The organism is Achromobacter spanius, assembly GCF_002966795.1.
GTDB lineage: Bacteria > Pseudomonadota > Gammaproteobacteria > Burkholderiales > Burkholderiaceae_B > Achromobacter > Achromobacter spanius_D.
In genome coordinates this window covers 626289-644062 of the sequence record NZ_CP023270.1, presented here as the reverse complement: position 1 = coordinate 644062, position 17774 = coordinate 626289, and the positions used below count along the sequence as shown (strand labels likewise).

General features: G+C 67.5%; 18 protein-coding genes. 5 read left to right on the top strand and 13 right to left on the bottom strand.

Going from position 1 to position 17774, the window contains the following annotated elements; all coding sequences use genetic code 11:
• Positions 1 to 151: 151 nt before the first annotated feature.
• From CLM73_RS02880 to CLM73_RS02855, 6 genes are all read right to left on the bottom strand, one after another.
• A complete protein-coding gene (locus CLM73_RS02880; RefSeq protein WP_105237242.1) occupies positions 152 to 892 on the bottom strand; it encodes a lysophospholipid acyltransferase family protein in 741 nt (246 codons plus the stop codon).
• Positions 889 to 2187 (bottom strand): dihydroorotase, encoded by a 1299-nt coding sequence (locus tag CLM73_RS02875; protein ID WP_105237241.1) that lies wholly within the window; start codon positions 2185 to 2187, stop codon positions 889 to 891. The genes CLM73_RS02880 and CLM73_RS02875 overlap by 4 nt, the downstream gene beginning before the upstream one ends.
• Entirely contained in the window at positions 2184 to 3104 is a 921-nt protein-coding gene (locus CLM73_RS02870; RefSeq protein WP_105241357.1) for an aspartate carbamoyltransferase, read from the bottom strand. The genes CLM73_RS02875 and CLM73_RS02870 overlap by 4 nt, the downstream gene beginning before the upstream one ends.
• A gap of 21 nt (positions 3105 to 3125) precedes the next feature.
• Positions 3126 to 3527 (bottom strand): Holliday junction resolvase RuvX, encoded by a 402-nt coding sequence (gene ruvX / locus CLM73_RS02865; protein ID WP_056564513.1) that lies wholly within the window; start codon positions 3525 to 3527, stop codon positions 3126 to 3128.
• Entirely contained in the window at positions 3520 to 4107 is a 588-nt protein-coding gene (locus CLM73_RS02860; RefSeq protein WP_105237240.1) for a YqgE/AlgH family protein, read from the bottom strand. The genes ruvX and CLM73_RS02860 overlap by 8 nt, the downstream gene beginning before the upstream one ends.
• Before the next feature lie 147 nt (positions 4108 to 4254).
• The gene (locus CLM73_RS02855; protein WP_003814980.1) at positions 4255 to 4419 is read right to left on the bottom strand and encodes a rubredoxin; all 165 of its coding nucleotides are present in this window, start codon (positions 4417 to 4419) and stop codon (positions 4255 to 4257) included.
• A gap of 139 nt (positions 4420 to 4558) precedes the next feature.
• Between CLM73_RS02855 and CLM73_RS02850 the strand changes: the two genes are divergently transcribed.
• The 3 genes from CLM73_RS02850 to hemL are packed head-to-tail and all read left to right on the top strand — an operon-like array spanning position 4559 to position 7328.
• Positions 4559 to 5383: a hydroxymethylpyrimidine/phosphomethylpyrimidine kinase gene (locus tag CLM73_RS02850; RefSeq protein WP_105237239.1), complete on the top strand. Its 825-nt coding sequence runs from the start codon at positions 4559 to 4561 to the stop codon at positions 5381 to 5383.
• On the top strand, positions 5380 to 6045 hold the full coding sequence (thiE, locus tag CLM73_RS02845) for a thiamine phosphate synthase (RefSeq protein WP_105237238.1): 666 nt from the start codon (positions 5380 to 5382) through the stop codon (positions 6043 to 6045). Before CLM73_RS02850 ends, thiE begins: the two co-directional genes overlap by 4 nt.
• A 5-nt stretch (positions 6046 to 6050) precedes the next feature.
• Positions 6051 to 7328 carry a glutamate-1-semialdehyde 2,1-aminomutase gene (hemL, locus tag CLM73_RS02840; protein ID WP_105241356.1) on the top strand — a complete coding sequence of 426 codons (1278 nt, stop codon included), beginning with the start codon at positions 6051 to 6053 and terminating at the stop codon, positions 7326 to 7328.
• A gap of 35 nt (positions 7329 to 7363) precedes the next feature.
• Here hemL and CLM73_RS02835 read toward each other — a convergent pair whose 3' ends face one another.
• Entirely contained in the window at positions 7364 to 8110 is a 747-nt protein-coding gene (locus CLM73_RS02835) for a lytic transglycosylase domain-containing protein (protein WP_105237237.1), read from the bottom strand.
• 270 nt (positions 8111 to 8380) lie between these two features.
• Between CLM73_RS02835 and CLM73_RS02830 the strand changes: the two genes are divergently transcribed.
• Positions 8381 to 10177, top strand: a complete 1797-nt coding sequence (locus CLM73_RS02830) for a DUF342 domain-containing protein (protein ID WP_105237236.1) — start codon at positions 8381 to 8383, stop codon at positions 10175 to 10177.
• A 65-nt stretch (positions 10178 to 10242) separates the two neighbouring features.
• Here CLM73_RS02830 and CLM73_RS02825 read toward each other — a convergent pair whose 3' ends face one another.
• The 6 genes from CLM73_RS02825 to CLM73_RS02800 are packed head-to-tail and all read right to left on the bottom strand — an operon-like array spanning position 10243 to position 16031.
• Complete coding sequence (locus CLM73_RS02825; protein ID WP_105237235.1) at positions 10243 to 11061, bottom strand: SDR family oxidoreductase; 819 nt, start codon at positions 11059 to 11061, stop codon at positions 10243 to 10245.
• 12 nt (positions 11062 to 11073) lie between these two features.
• Positions 11074 to 11682: a cysteine hydrolase family protein gene (locus tag CLM73_RS02820; protein WP_105237234.1), complete on the bottom strand. Its 609-nt coding sequence runs from the start codon at positions 11680 to 11682 to the stop codon at positions 11074 to 11076.
• A complete protein-coding gene (locus CLM73_RS02815) occupies positions 11682 to 12215 on the bottom strand; it encodes an aromatic-ring-hydroxylating dioxygenase subunit beta (protein ID WP_105237233.1) in 534 nt (177 codons plus the stop codon). Before CLM73_RS02815 ends, CLM73_RS02820 begins: the two co-directional genes overlap by 1 nt.
• Entirely contained in the window at positions 12206 to 13555 is a 1350-nt protein-coding gene (locus tag CLM73_RS02810; RefSeq protein WP_105237232.1) for an aromatic ring-hydroxylating dioxygenase subunit alpha, read from the bottom strand. The genes CLM73_RS02815 and CLM73_RS02810 overlap by 10 nt, the downstream gene beginning before the upstream one ends.
• Positions 13556 to 13564: 9 nt before the next feature.
• Positions 13565 to 14809 (bottom strand): dienelactone hydrolase family protein, encoded by a 1245-nt coding sequence (locus tag CLM73_RS02805; RefSeq protein ID WP_105237231.1) that lies wholly within the window; start codon positions 14807 to 14809, stop codon positions 13565 to 13567.
• Positions 14810 to 14840: 31 nt separating this feature from the next.
• Complete coding sequence (locus CLM73_RS02800; RefSeq protein WP_105237230.1) at positions 14841 to 16031, bottom strand: ABC transporter substrate-binding protein; 1191 nt, start codon at positions 16029 to 16031, stop codon at positions 14841 to 14843.
• 289 nt (positions 16032 to 16320) lie between these two features.
• Here CLM73_RS02800 and CLM73_RS02795 point away from each other — a divergent pair, with 289 nt between their 5' ends.
• Positions 16321 to 17307, top strand: coding sequence for an AraC family transcriptional regulator (locus tag CLM73_RS02795; protein ID WP_105237229.1), 987 nt, complete (start codon positions 16321 to 16323; stop codon positions 17305 to 17307).
• The last annotated feature ends 467 nt before the right edge of the window (positions 17308 to 17774 follow it).

The following is a 17774-nucleotide window of genomic DNA, read 5'->3' as shown; positions in this document are numbered from 1 at the left end:
TCCGGAGCGAAGGCTCCGGGCCGCAATCGTGGCCCCGCGCGCCCCGGGACGCCACCGTGCCGGACGTCTTAAGAACCGAAGCCGCATCAACAGCAAGCAGCTGCGCACAGACCTACGGTGCTAGTCCACAGCCCGCGAGAAACCACGCAAATCAAAGCACCCGAGCAATCGCATCCCGAGCCTGATGCGACAGTTCCAACCGCGTAGGCAAACTCCCATCCGGATGACGCGCAGCCAGCGGCGGCAGAAAGACCACTTCGACGGATAACCCGGTCACACCCAGCACCCGCCAAAGGTTACCCACCAGCGACTCTTCACCCACAAACGCCGCATACCCGCTGCGCTTGCCGTGCTGCATGAACCGCAGCGCAACGGGCTGGATTTCAACAGCCGCCGCGCGGGCGGGTTCGAAGAGGCTGGCGTGGAAAGGGAGGAGGTCGAAGCCTTCGGTGGTTGTGCCTTCCGGAAACAGCCCCACCGCGTCGCCCTGTTTGAAGCGGGCCTGCATCGACTCACCCATCGCGTGGACCGCGTGACGCTGGCCGCGTTCGATGAAGAGCGTGCCCGCGCCGGCAACCAGCCAGCCGATCACCGGCCACGCGCGGATTTCGCTCTTGGCCACGAACGATGTCGCGCGGGCCGAGTTCAGGACGAAGATGTCGACCCAGGACACGTGGTTGGCCACCAGCAGCACCGGGCCTTCCAGGCGTGGTTCGCCCTTGAGGACGACCTTCACGCCACAGGCCGCCATCAGCCAGCGCGACCAGCGTCGATTCAGGCGGGCGCGGGCCGCGGGCCGCATCAGAGGATAGGCCAGGCCCACGCACAGCAGGCCGAAAATGATCAGGGGCAGGACAAGGCTCAGCCGTAGGACAAAGCGCAGCAGCTTCAAACTGGAGTCTCCCAGGCCGGTTGGCCACCGACCACGGTGGCTCGCACTCGACCGGGCAGCATCATACCTGCGAAAGGTGTCTGGGCGCTGCGGCTTTGCAGGGCGGCGGGCATCACCATCCATTCGGTGTCCAGATCCGCCAGGCACAGGTCTGCCGGCGCATCCACGCCCAGGTGGCCGCAGGGGCCCAATTGCGGCGCGACGGCGGAGAGCACTGCGGCCGGGCCTGTCGTGATGCGTGCCAGCGCGTCGCCGACAGGACGACGGCCGTCGCGCGCCCACTTCAGGGCCAGCGACAACAGCAGTTCAAGACCTGTTGCGCCTGGCGTCGCGGCCGCGAATGGGGCGGCCTTGCCGCGGGCGTCCACGGGCGTGTGGTCCGAGCACAGCGCGTCGATCACGCCGTCCGCCAGCGCCGACTGGAGCGCGTCGCGGTCGCGTTGGCCGCGCAGCGGCGGCGACAGGTGGTGATTCGTGTCGAAGAAGCCGATGTCCACGTCTGTCAGCAGCAGGCTGTTTATGGACACATCCGCCGTCACCGGCAGGCCTTCGCGGCGGGCCGCGCGCAGCAGGTCCACGCCGGCCGCTGTCGACAGGCGCGACAGGTGTACGCGCGCGCCCGTCGCGCGCTGCAATTCGAAGATCGTGTGCAGCGCCACGGTCTCTGCCTGCGCCGGCATGCCTTCCAGGCCCAGGCGTTCCGCGTACGGTCCGCTGGCGGCCGAGGCGCCGCGTGCAAGCCAGGGGTCCTGCGGACGTAGCCACAGCGTCTGGCCCAGCCCGCTTGCGTAGCGCATCGCCCCCCACAGCACCCGCGTGTCCGCCGCCAGGGACTCGCCCTGCGCGAACGCGATGCAGCCCGCGCGCGCCAGCAGCGCCATTTCCGTCAGCGTCTCGCCAGCCAGGCCCACCGTCATCGCGCCCAGCGGGTGGACTGCGCACTGCCCCGTCTGCGTCTGGCGCATCAGCGCCTCGATTTTGGTTGGCTCGTCTGGCGGGCTTTCGGCATCGGGCGGCAGCACCAGGCGCGTCACGCCACCGGCCAATGCCGCGCGCAATTCAGCGGGCGCGAATCCTCCGTGACCCGCGTTGCCCGCTTGCGCGACGCGCGCCGACAGGTCGATCAGGCCGGGCAGCACCGCCAAGCCCTTTGCATCAATATGCCGATCGGCCTGGAACGCGTCGGGCGCCGCGCCCACCGCCACCACGCGGCCTGCGGCGATATAGAGGTCGTGCTGGCCATCCACGCCGTTTGCGGGATCGATCAGCCGGCCGTTGGCAGTGTGCAGTCTCATGGCGCGGCTCCGGCCAGGGCGCGCAGCACGGCCATGCGCAGCGGTTGTTCAAGCGCCGCGTGACGCGCCTCAGCGGGTTCGAGCGCGGCGGCGATGTCGCCGTCCACTTCCACGCCCGGCGCCAGCCGGCCGGCGGGCAACAGCAGCACATCGGGTTTGGCGGCCGCCAGCGCCGCGGGCGTGATGCCGTGCGTGCAGGCGTATTCGCGCGCGGATGGAAGCTGCGCGCCGCTGATCTCTTCGACATTCAGCGGCAGCGCGATCACCACGTCCGCATCGCTCAGGCTTTCCTGCAGCGTCGCGCAGGCGCGCACGCCCAGTTGGGCAAGGCCGTCTGGCAGCAGCGTGCGCGGCGCCGCGACGCGCACTTCGGGCACGCCCAGCGTGGTCAGCAGATGGATCACGGAACGCGCCACGCCGGCGTGGCGGATGTCGCCCACCAGCGTCACGACGAGGCTGGTGAGGTCAGGCTTGATCTCGGTGATGGCCTGCACCAGCGCCAGCGCAGGCACGGGATCGGCATGGCGGCCGTCGCCTGCATTGAGCACGTGCAGGCCCGGCGCGGCATGGGCGGCGGCACAATGGGCCGCGCCGCTCTGGCCGTGGCGCAGGACCAGCACGCCCGGCGCCAGTGCGGCGACCGTCTCGGCGAGCGCCAGGGCGGCTTGCGCCTCCAGTGGCACCGGCAGCATCGACAGACTGGCCGCGGCGGCGGCGTAGGCGTCGCGGTCCGCGATGTCCGTGTCCGGCAGACATAGGAACACCGGCATTTCCGGCGCGGCAGGCGGCGGCGAATCGTCGGACGCCGACTGCGCGCGCGCCATTTCAAGCAGGCGCTCGACGTGCCGGCGAGGCAGTCCTTCCGTGGTCAGCAGATGTGTGAGTTCGCCGCGGCGATCGAGTTGCGGATTGAGCATGGGCAAGACAGGCCGCGGGCGTCAGACCGCGGGCAAGGCATCCAGATAGCGTTGCAGGATAACCGCTGCGGCCATCGCGTCGTCCGCGGCATGCGTGCCGAGCAGGCGTTGCGCCTCCATGCTGGAGCCGCGTTCATCCACCAGTTCCACGGCAATGCCGAAGCGGCCATGAAGCTGGTTGGCAAAGCGGCGGCAGCGTGCCGTGGCGGGCTGTTCGCCGCCCTCGGCGTCCAGCGCCAGACCGACGACGACGCGATGCGGCTGCCATTCCTGCAGCAGCGCCGCGATGCGGCCAAAGCGCGCGTCGCGGACCTCGCTGAAAATGATTTCAAGCGGGCGCGCCTGGCGCGTCAGCGTATTGCCGATGGCGATGCCGATCTTTTTTTCGCCGAAATCGAAGGCAAGCAGTGTTTCTTCAGGCATGGCCAGCGTCGCCCGCCAGCATCACGGGGTCGATGCCCAGCAGCTTGAGTGCGGCGGGGTAACGATCTTCGGGCGGCACATCGAAGATGATGTGCGCGTCCGCGCCCACGCTCAGCCAAGCGTTCTGGCCCATCTCGCTTTCGAGCTGGCCCGCGCCCCAGCCGGCGTAGCCCAGCGTGACCAGCATGCGCGCCGGTCCGTTGCCATCGGCGACGGCCTGCAGCACATCGCGTGAGGTGGTCAGCGCCATGTCGCCCAATTTGATGCTGGAGCTGTAGTCGCCGGCCGGCGCATGCAGCACGAAGCCGCGGTCGGTCTGGACCGGTCCGCCAAAAAAGACGAACGTGTCCTTGACCGGTCCGATTTCCAGCGTCAGTTCAATGCGCTCGAACAGCGTGCCCAGCGTCAGGTCGGTGGGGCGGTTGATGACCAGCCCCAGCGCGCCGCGGTCCGTGTGTTCGCATACGTAGATGACGGAACCCGCCAGGCTCCCTTCGACCATGCCCGGCATGGCGATCAGGAACTGGTTGGCGAAGTTGGCCGCTTGCGTCGCAGCGTTGTCGTGATGTTTTTCCGTCATGGCAACCCCTTCATGGGTAGTCTGAGAAAACCGTTGGGAGTGATTGCGCGGACGCAAACGTCATGCCTGACGGCAGTCCGACGGTGACGAAGGACGGGGTATGCCCCCATCTTACGAGCCCTGGCGGAATAAGTCGGCGGTAAGGCTTCAGATTTCCATCAGTTCGAAGTCCTCTTTGCGGGCGCCGCATTCGGGACAGACCCAGTTGGGCGGCACGTCTTCCCAGCGGGTGCCGGGTGCAATGCCTTCGTCGGGCAGGCCGGCCTCTTCGTCATAGACCCAGCCGCAAATCAGACACATCCAAGTACGCATAGTTCTCTCTTACATCAAAACCCCACCGGCGTCCCCGCGGTGGGGCAAAGGTGAGGGGCTTCCATTAGAATGGGGACAATCTTACCGAAACCCAATAGGGGTTCCCCTGATTCATGCCAAATGAGCCGGGGCGCCCTCAATCAAGCGCAGTCACGTGGCCCCCGTTACTCCCCCTCTCGTTTTGGTCTTCGGCCCGCTCGATCCTTCCGGATCAGACGGCTTGCCCGCGGATGCCGTCACCTGCGCCCGTCTGGGCTGTCATGGCCTGGCGGCCGTGACCGCACTGACCGTGCAGGACACCGCCGGCATCGAAGAAATCCACCCCGTTTCGCCCGACCTTCTGGACGACCAGGCGCGTTGCCTGCTCGAAGACATGTCGGTGCAGGCCATCAAGGTGGGCGGACTATACACCGCGGAAACGGCCAGCGTGGCGGCGCAGGTTGCCGCCGACTACAGCCAGGTCCCGCTCGTGCTGCACCTGGGCCAGCGCGCGCAGGTGCCCGCCAATGCCGCCGACGAGGACGAAGCCGACGACCTGCTGGCCGCGACCCTCGAACTGGTGCTGCCGCAGACCGACCTGCTGGTCATTGAACACCTGCGCCTCGCGCAGTGGCATGCCGACGGCGACATCGATATCGGGGACGCACCTACGCCCATGCACGCCCTCGTGGCGGCCGGCGCGGAGTGGGTCCTGGTGCTGGGCAGCCCCCAACGCCCCGGTCATTTCGCCAACGTGCTGCTCGGACCCGGCGGCCAGACCCATACGTGGCCCTGGCAGGCGCCGCCCGACCGCAACGGCGACGCCGGCGGCCTGGCCGCCACCGCGATCACCGCCATGCTGGCGCAGGGCCTGGAAATGCCGGAGGCCGTGCGCCAGGGGCTGGTCCACGCCGACGCCGCCGTGGCGGCCAGCTTCCTGCCGGGCATGGGCCGGCGCATTCCCAACCGGATCCTGCCCCAATGAAACCGATTCGCTTTCCCGCCGGCCTGTACGGCGTGACGCCCGAATGGGACGACACCGACCGCCTGCTCAAGGCCGTGCGTGACGCCGCCGCGGGCGGCATGCGCTCGCTGCAGTTGCGCCGCAAGAACGTGCCCGATGCCGTGCGCGCCGCGCAGGCCCGCGCCCTGGCGCCGCTGTGCCGCGAACTGGGCGTGGTGTTTCTCATCAATGACGACTGGCGCCTGGCGCTGGACGTCGGCGCCGACGGCGCGCACGTGGGCCGCGACGACGAAAGCCTGGCGCACATCCGCCGCGAAGCCGGTCCCGACCTGATCCTGGGCGGTTCCAGCTACGACGACCTGACGCGAGCGCGCGAATTGCTCGACGCGGGCGCCGACTACATCGCGTTCGGCGCCATGTTCGCGTCCACCGTCAAACCCGACACGGTGCGCGCGCCGCTGTCCGTCCTGACCGAAGCCCGCCGCCTGGCCGACGAACGCGACGCGCCCCGGCCCGCCGTCGTCGCCATCGGCGGCATCACGCCCGCCAACGCGCCGCTCGTGGCCCAGGCCGGCGCCGACAGCATCGCCGTCATCACGGCCCTGTTCGAGGCGCCCAGCGTCCGGGCCGCCGCCGTGGCCTGCTCCGCGCCCTATTCCGCCAACTCCAACCGTAAGCCTTGATCGCCATGTCCAGTAACGCTCAGCTCTTCGACCGCGCCTGCCGCAGCATCCCCGGCGGCGTCAACTCGCCCGTGCGCGCTTTCCGCTCCGTGGGCGGCACGCCGCGCTTCATCAAGCGCGCGCAAGGTCCGTACGTGTGGGACGCGGAAGACAAGCAGTACATCGACTACGTCGGTTCGTGGGGCCCGGCCATCCTGGGCCACTCGCACCCGGAAGTCGTGCGCGCGGTGCAGGAAGCGGCCGTCAACGGGCTGTCGTTCGGCGCGCCGACCGAAGCGGAAATCGAGCTGGCTGAAGTGCTGATCTCGCGTCTGCCATCGCTGGAACAGGTGCGCCTGGTCAGCTCGGGCACCGAAGCCACCATGACGGCGATCCGCCTGGCGCGCGGCGCCACCGGCCGCGCCAAGATCGTGAAGTTCGAAGGCTGCTATCACGGCCATTCGGACAGCCTGCTGGTCAAAGCCGGATCGGGTCTGCTGACCTTCGGCAATCCCAGTTCGGCCGGCGTGCCGCCGGAATTCGTGTCGCACACGCTGACCCTGGAATACAACAACCTGGATGCCGTGCGCGAAGCCTTTGCGCAGCATGGCGCCGACATCGCCTGCATCATCGTGGAGCCGGTCGCCGGCAACATGAACCTCATCAAGCCGGCCGCCGGCTTCCTGGAAGGCCTGCGCGAAGTCTGCACGCAGCATGGCGCGCTGCTGATTTTCGACGAGGTCATGACGGGCTTTCGCGTGGGACCGCAAGGCGTGCAGGGCCTGACCGGCGTCAAGCCGGACATCACCACGCTGGCCAAGGTGATCGGCGGCGGCATGCCGGTGGGCGCCTTCGGCGGCAGCGCCGAGGTCATGAAGCACATCGCACCGCTGGGCGGCGTCTACCAGGCCGGCACGCTGTCCGGCAATCCGGTGGCCGTGGCGGCGGGTCTGGCCACGCTGCGCCTGATCGGCGAGGCCGGCTTCTACGAGAACCTGTCGGCGCAGACCGCAAAGCTGGCGCAAGGTTTGCAGGAACGCGCCCGCAAGGCCGGCCTGCCCTTCTCGGCGGACTCGGTCGGCGGCATGTTCGGCATCTACTTCAGCGACAGCATCCCGGCCTCGTTCGCCCAGGTCTCGGCCTGCGACACCGCCGCGTTCAACCGCTTCTTCCATGCCATGCTGGATAACGGCGTGCATTTCGCGCCGTCCGCCTTCGAAGCGGGTTTCGTGTCGGCCACGCACGACGATGCCGTCATCCAGGCCACGCTGGATATCGCGGACAAGGTCTTCGCGGGACTTTAAGCGTTGAATCGAAGCGGGCCGACGGCCCGCTTACTTCACGGCGCCTTGTACTGCTCGTACAGGGCCGTCACATTCTTCACATAGGCCTGGGTTTCGGCGTACGGCGGCACCGCGTCGTATTTGCGCACCGCGCCCTCGCCCGCGTTGTACGCGGCCAGCGCCAGATCCAGGCGGCCCGGATACCGGTCGATCAGCCGGCGCAGATGGCGCGATCCGGCCTGCACATTCGTCGCCGGATCCACCAGCGCCCGCTCCACGTCATCCACCGACAGTAACGGCGCGGCCGTCGCGGGCATCAGCTGCATCAGGCCCAACGCGCCCTTGGGCGAGCGGGCATCGCTACGGAAACCCGACTCGATGGCGATGATCGCGGTCAGCAACGCCTGATCGACCCCCGAATCCAGTGCGGCGCGGGCGATCAGGTTGTCGTGCTTGGTCGTGGGTTTGACGGTGCTCCAGCGCAACGCCGGTTCGGCGGCCACGCGGCTGACGCGGCGGGCGCCGTCGCCGGCTTCCGGCTCACAGCTCAGGCACAGTTTCTCGGCGCCGCCGCGGACCGCCGTCCGTGCCTGCGCGCGCTTGTAGTATTTACCGGTGCCGGTAGGCACCTTCATCGTGCGCCAGACGCCGAACGGGTCCTTGTAGCGGTAGGTTTCGGCGGCCTGCACCGGTGTCGCCAGCGCCAGAGCGCCCGAGGCCAGCGCCGCCACCGCCGCCATCCCGCCGGCGCGTGCCAGGATGGCGCGCGTGGCCGAAAGAATGGAGGTAGGGGGTTGGGACATGGGACGGGGCTCCGGCGGCGTCGGAAGACGCGTTGGCGAGCCCCAATGCTGCTTGCACCATCCCGGTTCTGTCTTTCCTGCCGATGATCTAGATCGCGGCGGCGCGGGCGCTTCCCAGGGAGAATCGGGGACGTGACTAGGACATGCGGCCGATAAATTTGCTTGTTACCGCCGGTAATGATCGTCCTTGCAAAGAATATGACGTAATATTTCGTTCAATTACCAAATGATTGAACCGGCCGCTCGTGCCGGGATCGGAGAGAGGGTGAAATGGGCGCAGAACACATGCTCCAGTTGATGCTGGATGCCGACACCAACGTCCTGACGGCGGTGTACACGCCGCCACCTCGTCCCGAACCCGCCGACGCAACAGCCGCTGGTTCTTCCGACCTGGCGGTTGCCGGCTCGGAGGTCGGTGACTCGGCGGGGTCTCAGACCGACTCTCAGACCGACTCTCAGACCGACTCTCAGTCTGACGACGCGGACATTGCCGTCGCCGACGAAGCCGCCCCCCCGCACGTCAACACCGACCTGCCGACGTGGGACGTGCTGGTCGCTGCCGCGGCCACGCAAGGCTGGGGCGCCGACGCGCTCGACAACCACGCCATCGTCGCCTTCATTGACCTGTGCCGCACGGCCACCGAACCCGTCCAGTGCCCCGTCGGCCAGGTCGTGGATGGCAGCTTCGACATCGAACTGAACGCAACCCGCATGGCGGCAACGCTGACGCTGCACCCGCCCAAGGGCGGCAAGCCCGTCGCGCTGGAAGCGGTGCGCCAGGCCCTGGCAGACCAGGGCATCGTGCACGGCGTGCTGGACGGCGCGCTGGCCGAAGCCGTGGCGCTGGGCCGCGCCGAGACCATCCTGGCCGCGCAGGGCACGCCGCCCACGCGCGGCACGCCCACCCGCTTTGAAAGCCTGCTGGACCGTCTGAAGCCCCGCGCCGAAGACATCGACGAACTGGCCCAGGTGAATTACCGCGATCTCGGCAGCCTGTTGCTCGTGTCGCCCGGCACGCCGCTCATGCGCCGCTTTCCGCCGCTGCCCGGCGTGGACGGCACCAACGTGCTCGGCGAGGCCGTGTTGCCCGACGAGCTGCCCGACACGCCGTTTTCCAAGGAACTGTCCGGCGTCGAGGTCGATCCGGAAGATCCGTTGCTGCTGCGCGCGGCCATTTCCGGCACGCCGACGCTCATCACCCATGGCGTGCAGGTCAACCCGATGGTGGAGGTGGACGCCGTCAACCTGTCCACCGGGAACATCAACTTCGAAGGTTCCTTGCAGGTGCGTGGTGATATCGCCGCCACGATGGAAGTGCGCGTGACAGGCGACGTGGTCGTCAACGGCACCATCGAAGCCGCGCTGGTCGAGGCCGGCGGCAGCGTCACGGTCAAGGGCGGCATCATCGGCATGGCCGAAACCCTGCACGACACCTCGGCGGCGCCCCGCACCGCGCACATCGTCTGCGGCGGCACGCTGCGGGCCAAGTTCATCGAGAACGCCGTCATCAGCGCGGGTCAGGACATCGACGTCGAACGCGAAATCCGCCAATGCAGCATCGCCGCGGGTGGCAGCGTCAACGTCGGCCCGCCCAACACGCAGCAAAGCGCCATCACGGGCGGCGAAACCCGCGCTCTGCTGGCGGTCCGCGCCGGCACCATCGGCTCGCCCGCAGGCATTCCGACGCTGGTGCAAGCCGGCCTGGACCCGCACGCCGACATCAAGCGTTCGGCGCTCACGCGCAAGCGCCTGAAGATGAACGAGGAAAAGGCCAAGCTGGAACAACTGCTGATGTTCCTGCAAGCCAATCCGCAACGCGCCTCGGGCGACGTCGTCGAGCGGGCGCGCAACACGCACACCAAGCTCATCGGTGACCTGGCCGGTCTTGAAACCGAGGAAGCCCAACTGGCCCGCGACCTGCTGCCTCAGCAGAACGCCACCATCGCCGCCTCGCGGCGCTTCTGTAGCGGCACGAAGATCCAGCTGGGCAACAAGATGCAGGAGTTCCTGGAGGACCAGGTGGGCGGCAAGGCCGGACTGGAAGAAGGCGAGATCGTCATTCGCTAGACGCCGGCGTGCGAAGCCAGGTGTCTGACACCCCGGCGGCACCGCTCGGTCATCCAGCGCTTACGTCAGGCGCCATCGTCCGGCATCAATTCCTTGAACCACACGCGCGGCGAGATGCCGCGGTCGGGGCCCAGGATCGAGAAGCCGCCGTCAACCGGAATGTCGACGCCCGTCATCCACGATGCGGCGTCGGAGCACGCAAAGCACACCGCCGCGGCGATCTCTTCGCCGGAGCCTACGCGGCCCAGCGGATGGAAATGCGCGCCCACCGCGTCGGCCGCCTGACGTGATCCGCCGGACAGCTGTTCCACCGACGGCGACCATGTCCATGCCGGCGACACCGCCAGCACGCGCACGCCCGACGGCGCGAGTTCCACCGCGAAGTTCTTGGTGATCTGCAGCAGCGCCGCCTTGGACGCCGGATACAGCGCGCGCCCGGCCGCGCCAAACTTGCCGCCCGTGCTGCCCAGGTTCACGACCACGCCGCCGCGCGGCAGATGCGCCGCCGCGAGCTGCGTGAAGATCGCCGCCGAAACAAGATTCGTATCCAGCGTGCGGTGCCATTCGTCCCGCGTCGACGCCAGCCCGCGATCCGCGTACTGGCACGCGTTGTTCACCAGGAAATCCAGCCGGCCAAAGCGCGTCAGCGCGGCGCCGATGCAGGCCTGGATCTGGGCGTCTTCGCCGATATCCGTCTCGCAGAACAGCGCGCGTTCGCCCAGCGCCTTGGCCAGCGCCTCGCCCGCCTCGGCGTTGCGGCCGACCAGCACGACGTTGGCGCCCGCCGCGACAAAGCCGCGCGCGATGTCCGCGCCCAGGCCCTGCGTGCTGCCGGTGACGATGGCGGTTTTGCCCGCCAAGCCGGGAAAGCCTGAGAAATCCATGTGTATTCCTTGTCAGTTTGACGCCGCGGCCCAGCGTACCGCGTCGCGCACCGATCCCGTCTGCGCGATCAGCCGCATGCTGGCCAGCGACGCCTCGTGCACCGCCGGATCGGCCGACGCGCAGGCGTCTTCGGCCACCATGACCGAAAAGCCTATATCGGCGGCATGGCGCACCGTGCCCTCGACCACCGAATGCGTCGCCACACCCGCCACCACCAGCCGCTGCGCGCCCAGCAGCCGCAGGGTTTCCTCCAGCGGCGTGCCATAGAACGCGCTGATGCGCGTGTGCTTGACGACGAACTCGCGCGCGCTGCCCGCCAGCGGATGCAGGCCATCGTAAAACGCGCTGCCCCACTGCCCTTCCGGCACCGCGCCAATCGAAGCCACGTTGCGGAAGATTGCGCAGTTGGGCAGCAGGTCCGCGTAATCAGGACGAAACGCGATGCGCACGTGCACGATGGGCAGCGCGTGCGATCGCGCGCCTTCGAGCAAGGCGGCGGCGTTGTCCAGCAGGCGCTGGCGCGCCCCGCTGTCGGCGTCCAGCCCGACGCGGATCTTGCCATCCGGATGCAGCACATCGTTCTGATAGTGCAGCGCCAGCACCGCCACGTCCGCGTTCATCACACAAATACCTCGAACGCGTCGTGCGCATCGTCGCAGTTGACGAGGTCCACGCGCTTCATGCGAATGCGCCAGCCATCGCCCTCGGCAGCCAGCTTGTGGGTGTACCGCCCGGCAAGCTGGCGTGGCTGGCGCTTGCGCCATTCGGTCATCTGAAAGACGGAATGCACCACCAGATTGCCGGCCGCATCCACGCCCTCGACCTGCACGCCGCCCACCAGCCGCACGCTGCGCGTGGGCGGCTGCTGCGACCAGTTGCGCGGATGTTCCAGGCGCCGGATGCGCACGTCGCGCAGCATGCGGTCTTCCCAGAAGATCGAGATGAAGTCGTACGGGCTTTCCTGGCCGTGCTTGCGCGGCATCCAGTACATGCCGTCCTCCGTCCACAGCGCCTGCCATTCGTCATAGCGCCGCTCGTCCAGCAGCCGCGCCTCGCGGTACAGGAACTGCGCGATGCGATGGTAGGCGTCGGCGGGCACGTCGGCCGGCGCAAGATTCGCGGTGCCGACGTCGAAATCCAGATCTAGCAGCATGCGCCGTCTCCCTTTGCCGCGGCGCCATTCCCGGTGCCGGCGCCCGCTTCCATGTAAGCCTTCCACGCTCGGAACTGATTGCGCATGGGCAATTCGCTGGTGCCGTTCACGGACACCATGCCGTCGGCCTCGACACGGTCCGTGCCGTGATAGCGGTGCATGCTGACCCAATCCCCGCCACGCGTCGCGTTGCCTTCCTGGCAGCGGTTGTAGAGCTCGATGTCATCCGGCATGACGTTGGACGACGGCGAATTGATGACGTTGGCATACAGCATCGCGCGCTTGAACACGCCCTCCGGCGCGCCCTTGCAGCGGAACGTCTGGATCTCGATCAGCGTCCGATCCACCGCCACCGGCCGGATCACGCGGAACTGCTGGAACACCGTGTGCGGCGAGCCACTGCCGTAGATCACCGTGTTGTGGCGGTTCATCCCCAGGATCTCGCGGGCGCGCTGCTCGCCGTAGGCGCCGGTCAGCGACTCGAAATGCGCGCGCGACACCGGATCGCGCTCGGCGGCGCCCGGGTTGAAGATGCCTTCCATGTAGCCGTGGCCGTTGTCGTAGGCGCGCAGCTCCAGCTTCTCCCAAAATTCGTAGGGCTCACCGTTGCCGTCCATGATGTGCAGCTCGAGCGGCATCTCGCCCATTTCCTTGGCCTCGTCGCGCGCCGCCGCATAGGACGATTCATGCGTCACGCGCGCGTGCATCGTGTCGTGCAGGTTCTCGTAGAACACCTTCCAGTTCGAACGCTGCATCACGCGGAAGATGCCGCCGGCGACTTCCACCTCGCCCACCGGCGAACGGTCGCACAGGTTGTCGATGGACGAGCGCACGCCGCCCAGGAAGTCTTCCAGCGCCTGGCCTTCGGCCGACTGGCTGGCAAACACGAAGCCGCGGTAGCTCTCCACGCGCGGCAACCGCCGCATCGAGAACGAGGGATCCGTGGGGTCGTACGACGTGCCTTCCAAACCCTGCTTGAGCGGCACGCCCAGATGGCTGCCGTCCAGCTTGAACGTCCACGCGTGGTACGGGCAGCGGAAGAACTTGCCCGCACAGCCTTCGCCGTCGGCCACCACCTTCGCGCCCTTGTGCGGGCAGCGGTTGTACAGCACGTGCACGCGGCCGTCGGCGGCGCGCACCATCAGCACATCCTGATCGCCCAGGCGCGTGGTGTGATAGTCGCCTGTCTTGGGCACCTGGCTTTCGTGGCCCACGTAGATCCACGCGCGGCCATAGATGCGCTGCATCTCGATGTCGAAGATCGCCGGATCGGTGTACAGGTCCCGGTGCACGCTGTCGCCGCGCACCAGCCCCGCAAGTTGCTCATCGGTATAAGGCATGTCGTCTCCCTACTTGTTCTCGCTGTCCTTCCAGCGCGCCATCAGCGTGTTGGAAGGCAGGGTTTCGTCCAGCAGCTTGGCCGCGGTCTCGCGCCCGGCCGTGGGCAGGCCCTCGGGATCGAGCAGGCCCACCTGCACCAGCACGCTGGCCTGATCCCAGTAGATGTGCTCGTGATAAAGCTTGTCGCCACGGAACTTCACGATGGCCACCAGCGGGATCTCCACGACCTTGCCCGTGGGCGCGACGCCCGGCAGCATCCAGTCGATTTCGGTCGTGTGGGTGAAGCAGAACAGCAGCTCGTCCACGATCTGCGTGGCGCCCACCGTGCGCGACAGCGGCACCAGCCGCGTGTCGGGCGGATTGCTGTTCACGAAATGATGCTGATAGAAGCGCGACAGCTCTTTGTGGCCCACGCCGCCCGTCATCGTCGGGATGTGGTTGACGTAAGGCTCGGCCACCATCGTCGCCATCGTCGCCGCCACGTCGCGCGTGCCGAATTCATACTCGCAGTGCTTGTCCCACAGATACGAATAATCGAACTCCGGCCCGATCGTGCGCTGCAGCGCGGCCATGCTGCGCTGATGCGCCATCATCGCCGACGGCTTGTCGTAGTGATCACCGCCCGTGCGGGCAAACGCGTGATCCACGCCGGGGTACACGTACAGCTCCACGCCCGGCTTGCCGCCCAGCGCTTCCAGGATGCGCTGGCGAGCCTCGGGCGGACAGAATCCATCCTGCTCGGCGATGTGCAGCACCAGGCGTCCGCGCAGATTGGCGGCCTCTTCAAGGCTGTCCTCGATGCCCACGCCGTAGTAACCGACCGCCACGTCCGCGTCCGTGCGGCACGCCGCCAGATAGGCCAGCTTGCCCCCCAGGCAATACCCCAGCACGCCCGCGCTGCCTTCCTGCTCGGGCAGCGCGCGCAACGCGGCCAGCGTCGACGCGATGTCCTTGATGCCCAGGTCCACGTCAAAGCCCTTGTACAGCTCGAACGCGCGCGGCATATCCGCCGGGCCGTCCGTCAGCTGGATGCCGGGCTGCTGACGCCAGAACAGGTCCGGCACCAGCACCACGTAGCCCTCCTCGGCCAGCAGCTGCGCGCTGCGCCGCATGAAATCGTTGACGCCGAAAATCTCCTGGCACAGCACCAGCCCCGGGCCACGGCCCGAGGCCGGCACCGCCAGATAGGCGCCAAAGGACTTGCCATCGTGCGAGGCGATCGTCACCTCGCGCGTCGTAATGCGATCAGTCATGCGTATCTCCTGTGTTTCCGAAGCCGGCGGCCTACTTCATCTGGCACGCGGCGGCGAAGGGATCCTGGTATTGCGTCAGCACCGTGCCCGACAGCTTGTTCGACAGCTTGCCGCTGGCGTCCGCCTCGACCACGCGCAGGTAATAGTTCTGCACCGGGTACTGATTGCGGTTGAACTTGAAATCGCCGCGCACCGACTTGAAGTCCGCACGGCGCAGCGCCGGACGCAGTGCCTCGGCATCCAGCTTGCCGCCGGTCTGGCGCACCGCGCTGTCCAGCAGCATCGCCGCGTCATAACCCTGCGACGCGTACAGCGACGGGCTGCGGTTGTAGGTCTTCTTGAAATCCTCGACGAACTTGCGGTTGGCCGGGTTGTCGAGTTCAGCCGCCCATTGCGCCGTGTTGCGCAGACCCTTGATCGGCGCACCCACCGCCGCGATCGTGTCCTCGTCACCCGAAAAGCCCGGCGCCAGCAGCGCTATGTCCTTGGACAGCCCCGCGCCGTTGAACTGCTTGATGAAATTCACGCCCATGCCGCCGGGCAGAAAGAAGAACACCGCATCCGGCTTGCTCGCCCGCAACTGCGTAATCTCCACGCCGTAGTCCAGCTGGCCAAGCTGCGTATAGATCTCTTCGGCCACGCCACCCTTGTACAGGCGCTTGAAGCCATTCAGCGACTCGCGTCCGCCCGGATAGTCCGGCGCGATCAACGCCACGCGCTTGTACCCCTGATCAGCCGCATACTTGCCCATCGCAGCCGGAATGTCCTCGTTCTGCCAGGCCACCGCAAAGAAATTCGGATTACAGCCCGCGCCCGCGTAGTTTTCCGGACCCGTATTGGTGCTGAGATAGATCGTGTCCGACTGCAGGATCGCCGGCATCACCGGCAGCAGCACATTCGAAAACACGATCCCCGTCATCACGTCCACGCGGTCGCGCTTGAGCAGGCGTTCCACCGCCTGACGCCCCGTATCCGCCTTCTGCTGGTCATCGGCCACCACCACTTCCGCCGCCAACCCGCCCAGCTTGCCGCCCGTATGCTGCAGCGCCAGATTGAAGCCGTCACGAATCTCGTTGCCCAGTGCCGCGCCCGGCCCCGACAACGTGGTCAGCAGTCCTACCTTCACCTTGTCGGCCGCCGACGCCGCACCCGGCGCGCCCACCGCAGTCCCCATGCAAACCAGCGCCGCCAGCGCGCGCCGGCTCCATCGATTTCGATTCATGTGCCACCCCGTATTCGCCGCCAGCCGCGCTGGCGGAAAGCTGACAGAACCCGTCTGCCGTCGGTACACGCATGCCGCCGATTCAAGTCGCCCAGCTTACGCGTCGCGGCGCCCTCTCTCCAACAGGCCCGCCCACCGTGCGCGGCGCCTTGGGCAAGATTAGGCCCGCGCCCACCCCGGCTCTATCCGAATACCGCCACTCTTATCCGGGATTCACTTAATTCCCAATGGCGCGCGATTCCATTACGCTGCCCGCAGATACGGGATCGGTCCCGTCCCGGAGGCTTCCATGCACGGCTGGTCCCGACTAGAGCTGGCGCCCTTGCTGAAACGGCGCGTCTTCAGCTCCACGCAACAGGATGAGACCCGCGCCCGCGTGTCCGAAGCCCTCAAGGACCACCGCCTCACCTGGAAAGGCGGCCGCGTCGATGCCGAACTGAACCGCGGCCGATTCGGCTCGCTGACGGTCTGTACGTTGCGCTACGGCGCCGAAGTCCACATCGAACCCGACCGCCTCCAGGACTTCATGCTGGTGCAGGTCCCCCTACGCGGCCGCGCCCGCATCGAATGCGGCGACGAAGGCGTCAACGCCAACCCCGACTGCGCCGCCGTCATCGCCCCCAACCGCCGCCTGCGTCTGCACTGGGAGGCCGGCTGCGAACAACTGCTGCTCAAGATCCCAAGAGGCAAGCTCGAAGCCATGGGCCAACGCGCCTTCGGCGACGCCGCCGCCCGCCCCCTCGACTTCAGCCCCGCCCTGCGCCTGGATACGCCCATCGGCGCCGCGTGGCGCAGCATGATGGGCAGTCTGATTCACTTGCTGCCCACCTTGGACGATGGCGCGCGCCGCCCGCCCGCCGCGTGGCTGGAGCATCTGGAAGACACGCTGGTCTTGCACCTGCTCTACAACCAGCCGAACACGTGGCAAACCCACGCAGGCCAGCCCGACATCGTCCCCCGCCGCCTGAGCGTTGCCGAGGCGTTCATGCGCGAACGCCTGGGTGCGCCATTGACCCTGAACACCATCGCTCGCCATGCTGGCGCAAGTGCGACTGCGCTCACCCGGCTTTTTCAGGAACACCGGAATACGACGCCGATGAATGCGCTACGCGCGTTCCGGCTGGACGCGGCGAGGAGCCGGCTGAAGACGCAGCCGGATGCGAGCGTGACGGAAGTGGCGTTGAGCGTGGGGTTTGGGCATCTGGGGAGGTTCTCGGAGTATTACCGGGAACGCTTCGGGGAACTGCCGAAAGAGACGCGGCGCGCGGGTGGGTGATGAGGGATTGCGGTGTCTGACACCTGAATCGGTCTTATGCGACGCGCACGGTGTCAGACACCCGGCGGAGATTGCTGCGTAATGGCGGCTTGCTTATGCGGGTGTCAGACACCTGAATTCAGTGGTACGCCTACAAGACGATGCGTAAAAGCAACGGGTGTCTGACACCTGAATCAGTCTTACGCGCCGCGAGCGCGCAGCGCACACACGTGGATGCGAGACACCACGTAAGCCCCGCCAGGCCGCCCGCGCGGCCGCCGTGGGGCGGGCACCGCAAGATGCTTCATAGCCAAGCCGACGCAGGTAAGAACCTGAAGAACCCCACCCGCCCCAGCGAACGACAAGAGCAAACATCGGAGCCCGGCGTGGCGGCGGTCTGGGGTGCGCGGGGCGTGTAGATGCGCCCGAGGGAATCTGAAGGGAAGGCCGAAGGCCTGGACGAAGATGACGAAGGGGTAGTCCGGAGC

What these genes read in the sequence shown, in the direction of transcription:
- ruvX (WP_056564513.1), bottom strand. Translation starts at nt 3,527, where the DNA reads ATGCCTGAAGAAACACTGCTTGCCTTCGATTTCGGCGAAAAAAAGATC.
- CLM73_RS02800 (WP_105237230.1), bottom strand. Translation starts at nt 16,031, where the DNA reads ATGAATCGAAATCGATGGAGCCGGCGCGCGCTGGCGGCGCTGGTTTGC.
- CLM73_RS02815 (WP_105237233.1), bottom strand. Translation starts at nt 12,215, where the DNA reads ATGCTGCTAGATCTGGATTTCGACGTCGGCACCGCGAATCTTGCGCCG.
- CLM73_RS02795 (WP_105237229.1), top strand. Translation starts at nt 16,321, where the DNA reads ATGCACGGCTGGTCCCGACTAGAGCTGGCGCCCTTGCTGAAACGGCGC.
- CLM73_RS02825 (WP_105237235.1), bottom strand. Translation starts at nt 11,061, where the DNA reads ATGGATTTCTCAGGCTTTCCCGGCTTGGCGGGCAAAACCGCCATCGTC.
- CLM73_RS02855 (WP_003814980.1), bottom strand. Translation starts at nt 4,419, where the DNA reads ATGCGTACTTGGATGTGTCTGATTTGCGGCTGGGTCTATGACGAAGAG.
- CLM73_RS02805 (WP_105237231.1), bottom strand. Translation starts at nt 14,809, where the DNA reads ATGACTGATCGCATTACGACGCGCGAGGTGACGATCGCCTCGCACGAT.
- CLM73_RS02820 (WP_105237234.1), bottom strand. Translation starts at nt 11,682, where the DNA reads ATGAACGCGGACGTGGCGGTGCTGGCGCTGCACTATCAGAACGATGTG.
- hemL (WP_105241356.1), top strand. Translation starts at nt 6,051, where the DNA reads ATGTCCAGTAACGCTCAGCTCTTCGACCGCGCCTGCCGCAGCATCCCC.
- CLM73_RS02835 (WP_105237237.1), bottom strand. Translation starts at nt 8,110, where the DNA reads ATGTCCCAACCCCCTACCTCCATTCTTTCGGCCACGCGCGCCATCCTG.
- CLM73_RS02875 (WP_105237241.1), bottom strand. Translation starts at nt 2,187, where the DNA reads ATGAGACTGCACACTGCCAACGGCCGGCTGATCGATCCCGCAAACGGC.
- CLM73_RS02860 (WP_105237240.1), bottom strand. Translation starts at nt 4,107, where the DNA reads ATGACGGAAAAACATCACGACAACGCTGCGACGCAAGCGGCCAACTTC.
- thiE (WP_105237238.1), top strand. Translation starts at nt 5,380, where the DNA reads ATGAAACCGATTCGCTTTCCCGCCGGCCTGTACGGCGTGACGCCCGAA.
- CLM73_RS02830 (WP_105237236.1), top strand. Translation starts at nt 8,381, where the DNA reads ATGGGCGCAGAACACATGCTCCAGTTGATGCTGGATGCCGACACCAAC.
- CLM73_RS02810 (WP_105237232.1), bottom strand. Translation starts at nt 13,555, where the DNA reads ATGCCTTATACCGATGAGCAACTTGCGGGGCTGGTGCGCGGCGACAGC.
- CLM73_RS02870 (WP_105241357.1), bottom strand. Translation starts at nt 3,104, where the DNA reads ATGCTCAATCCGCAACTCGATCGCCGCGGCGAACTCACACATCTGCTG.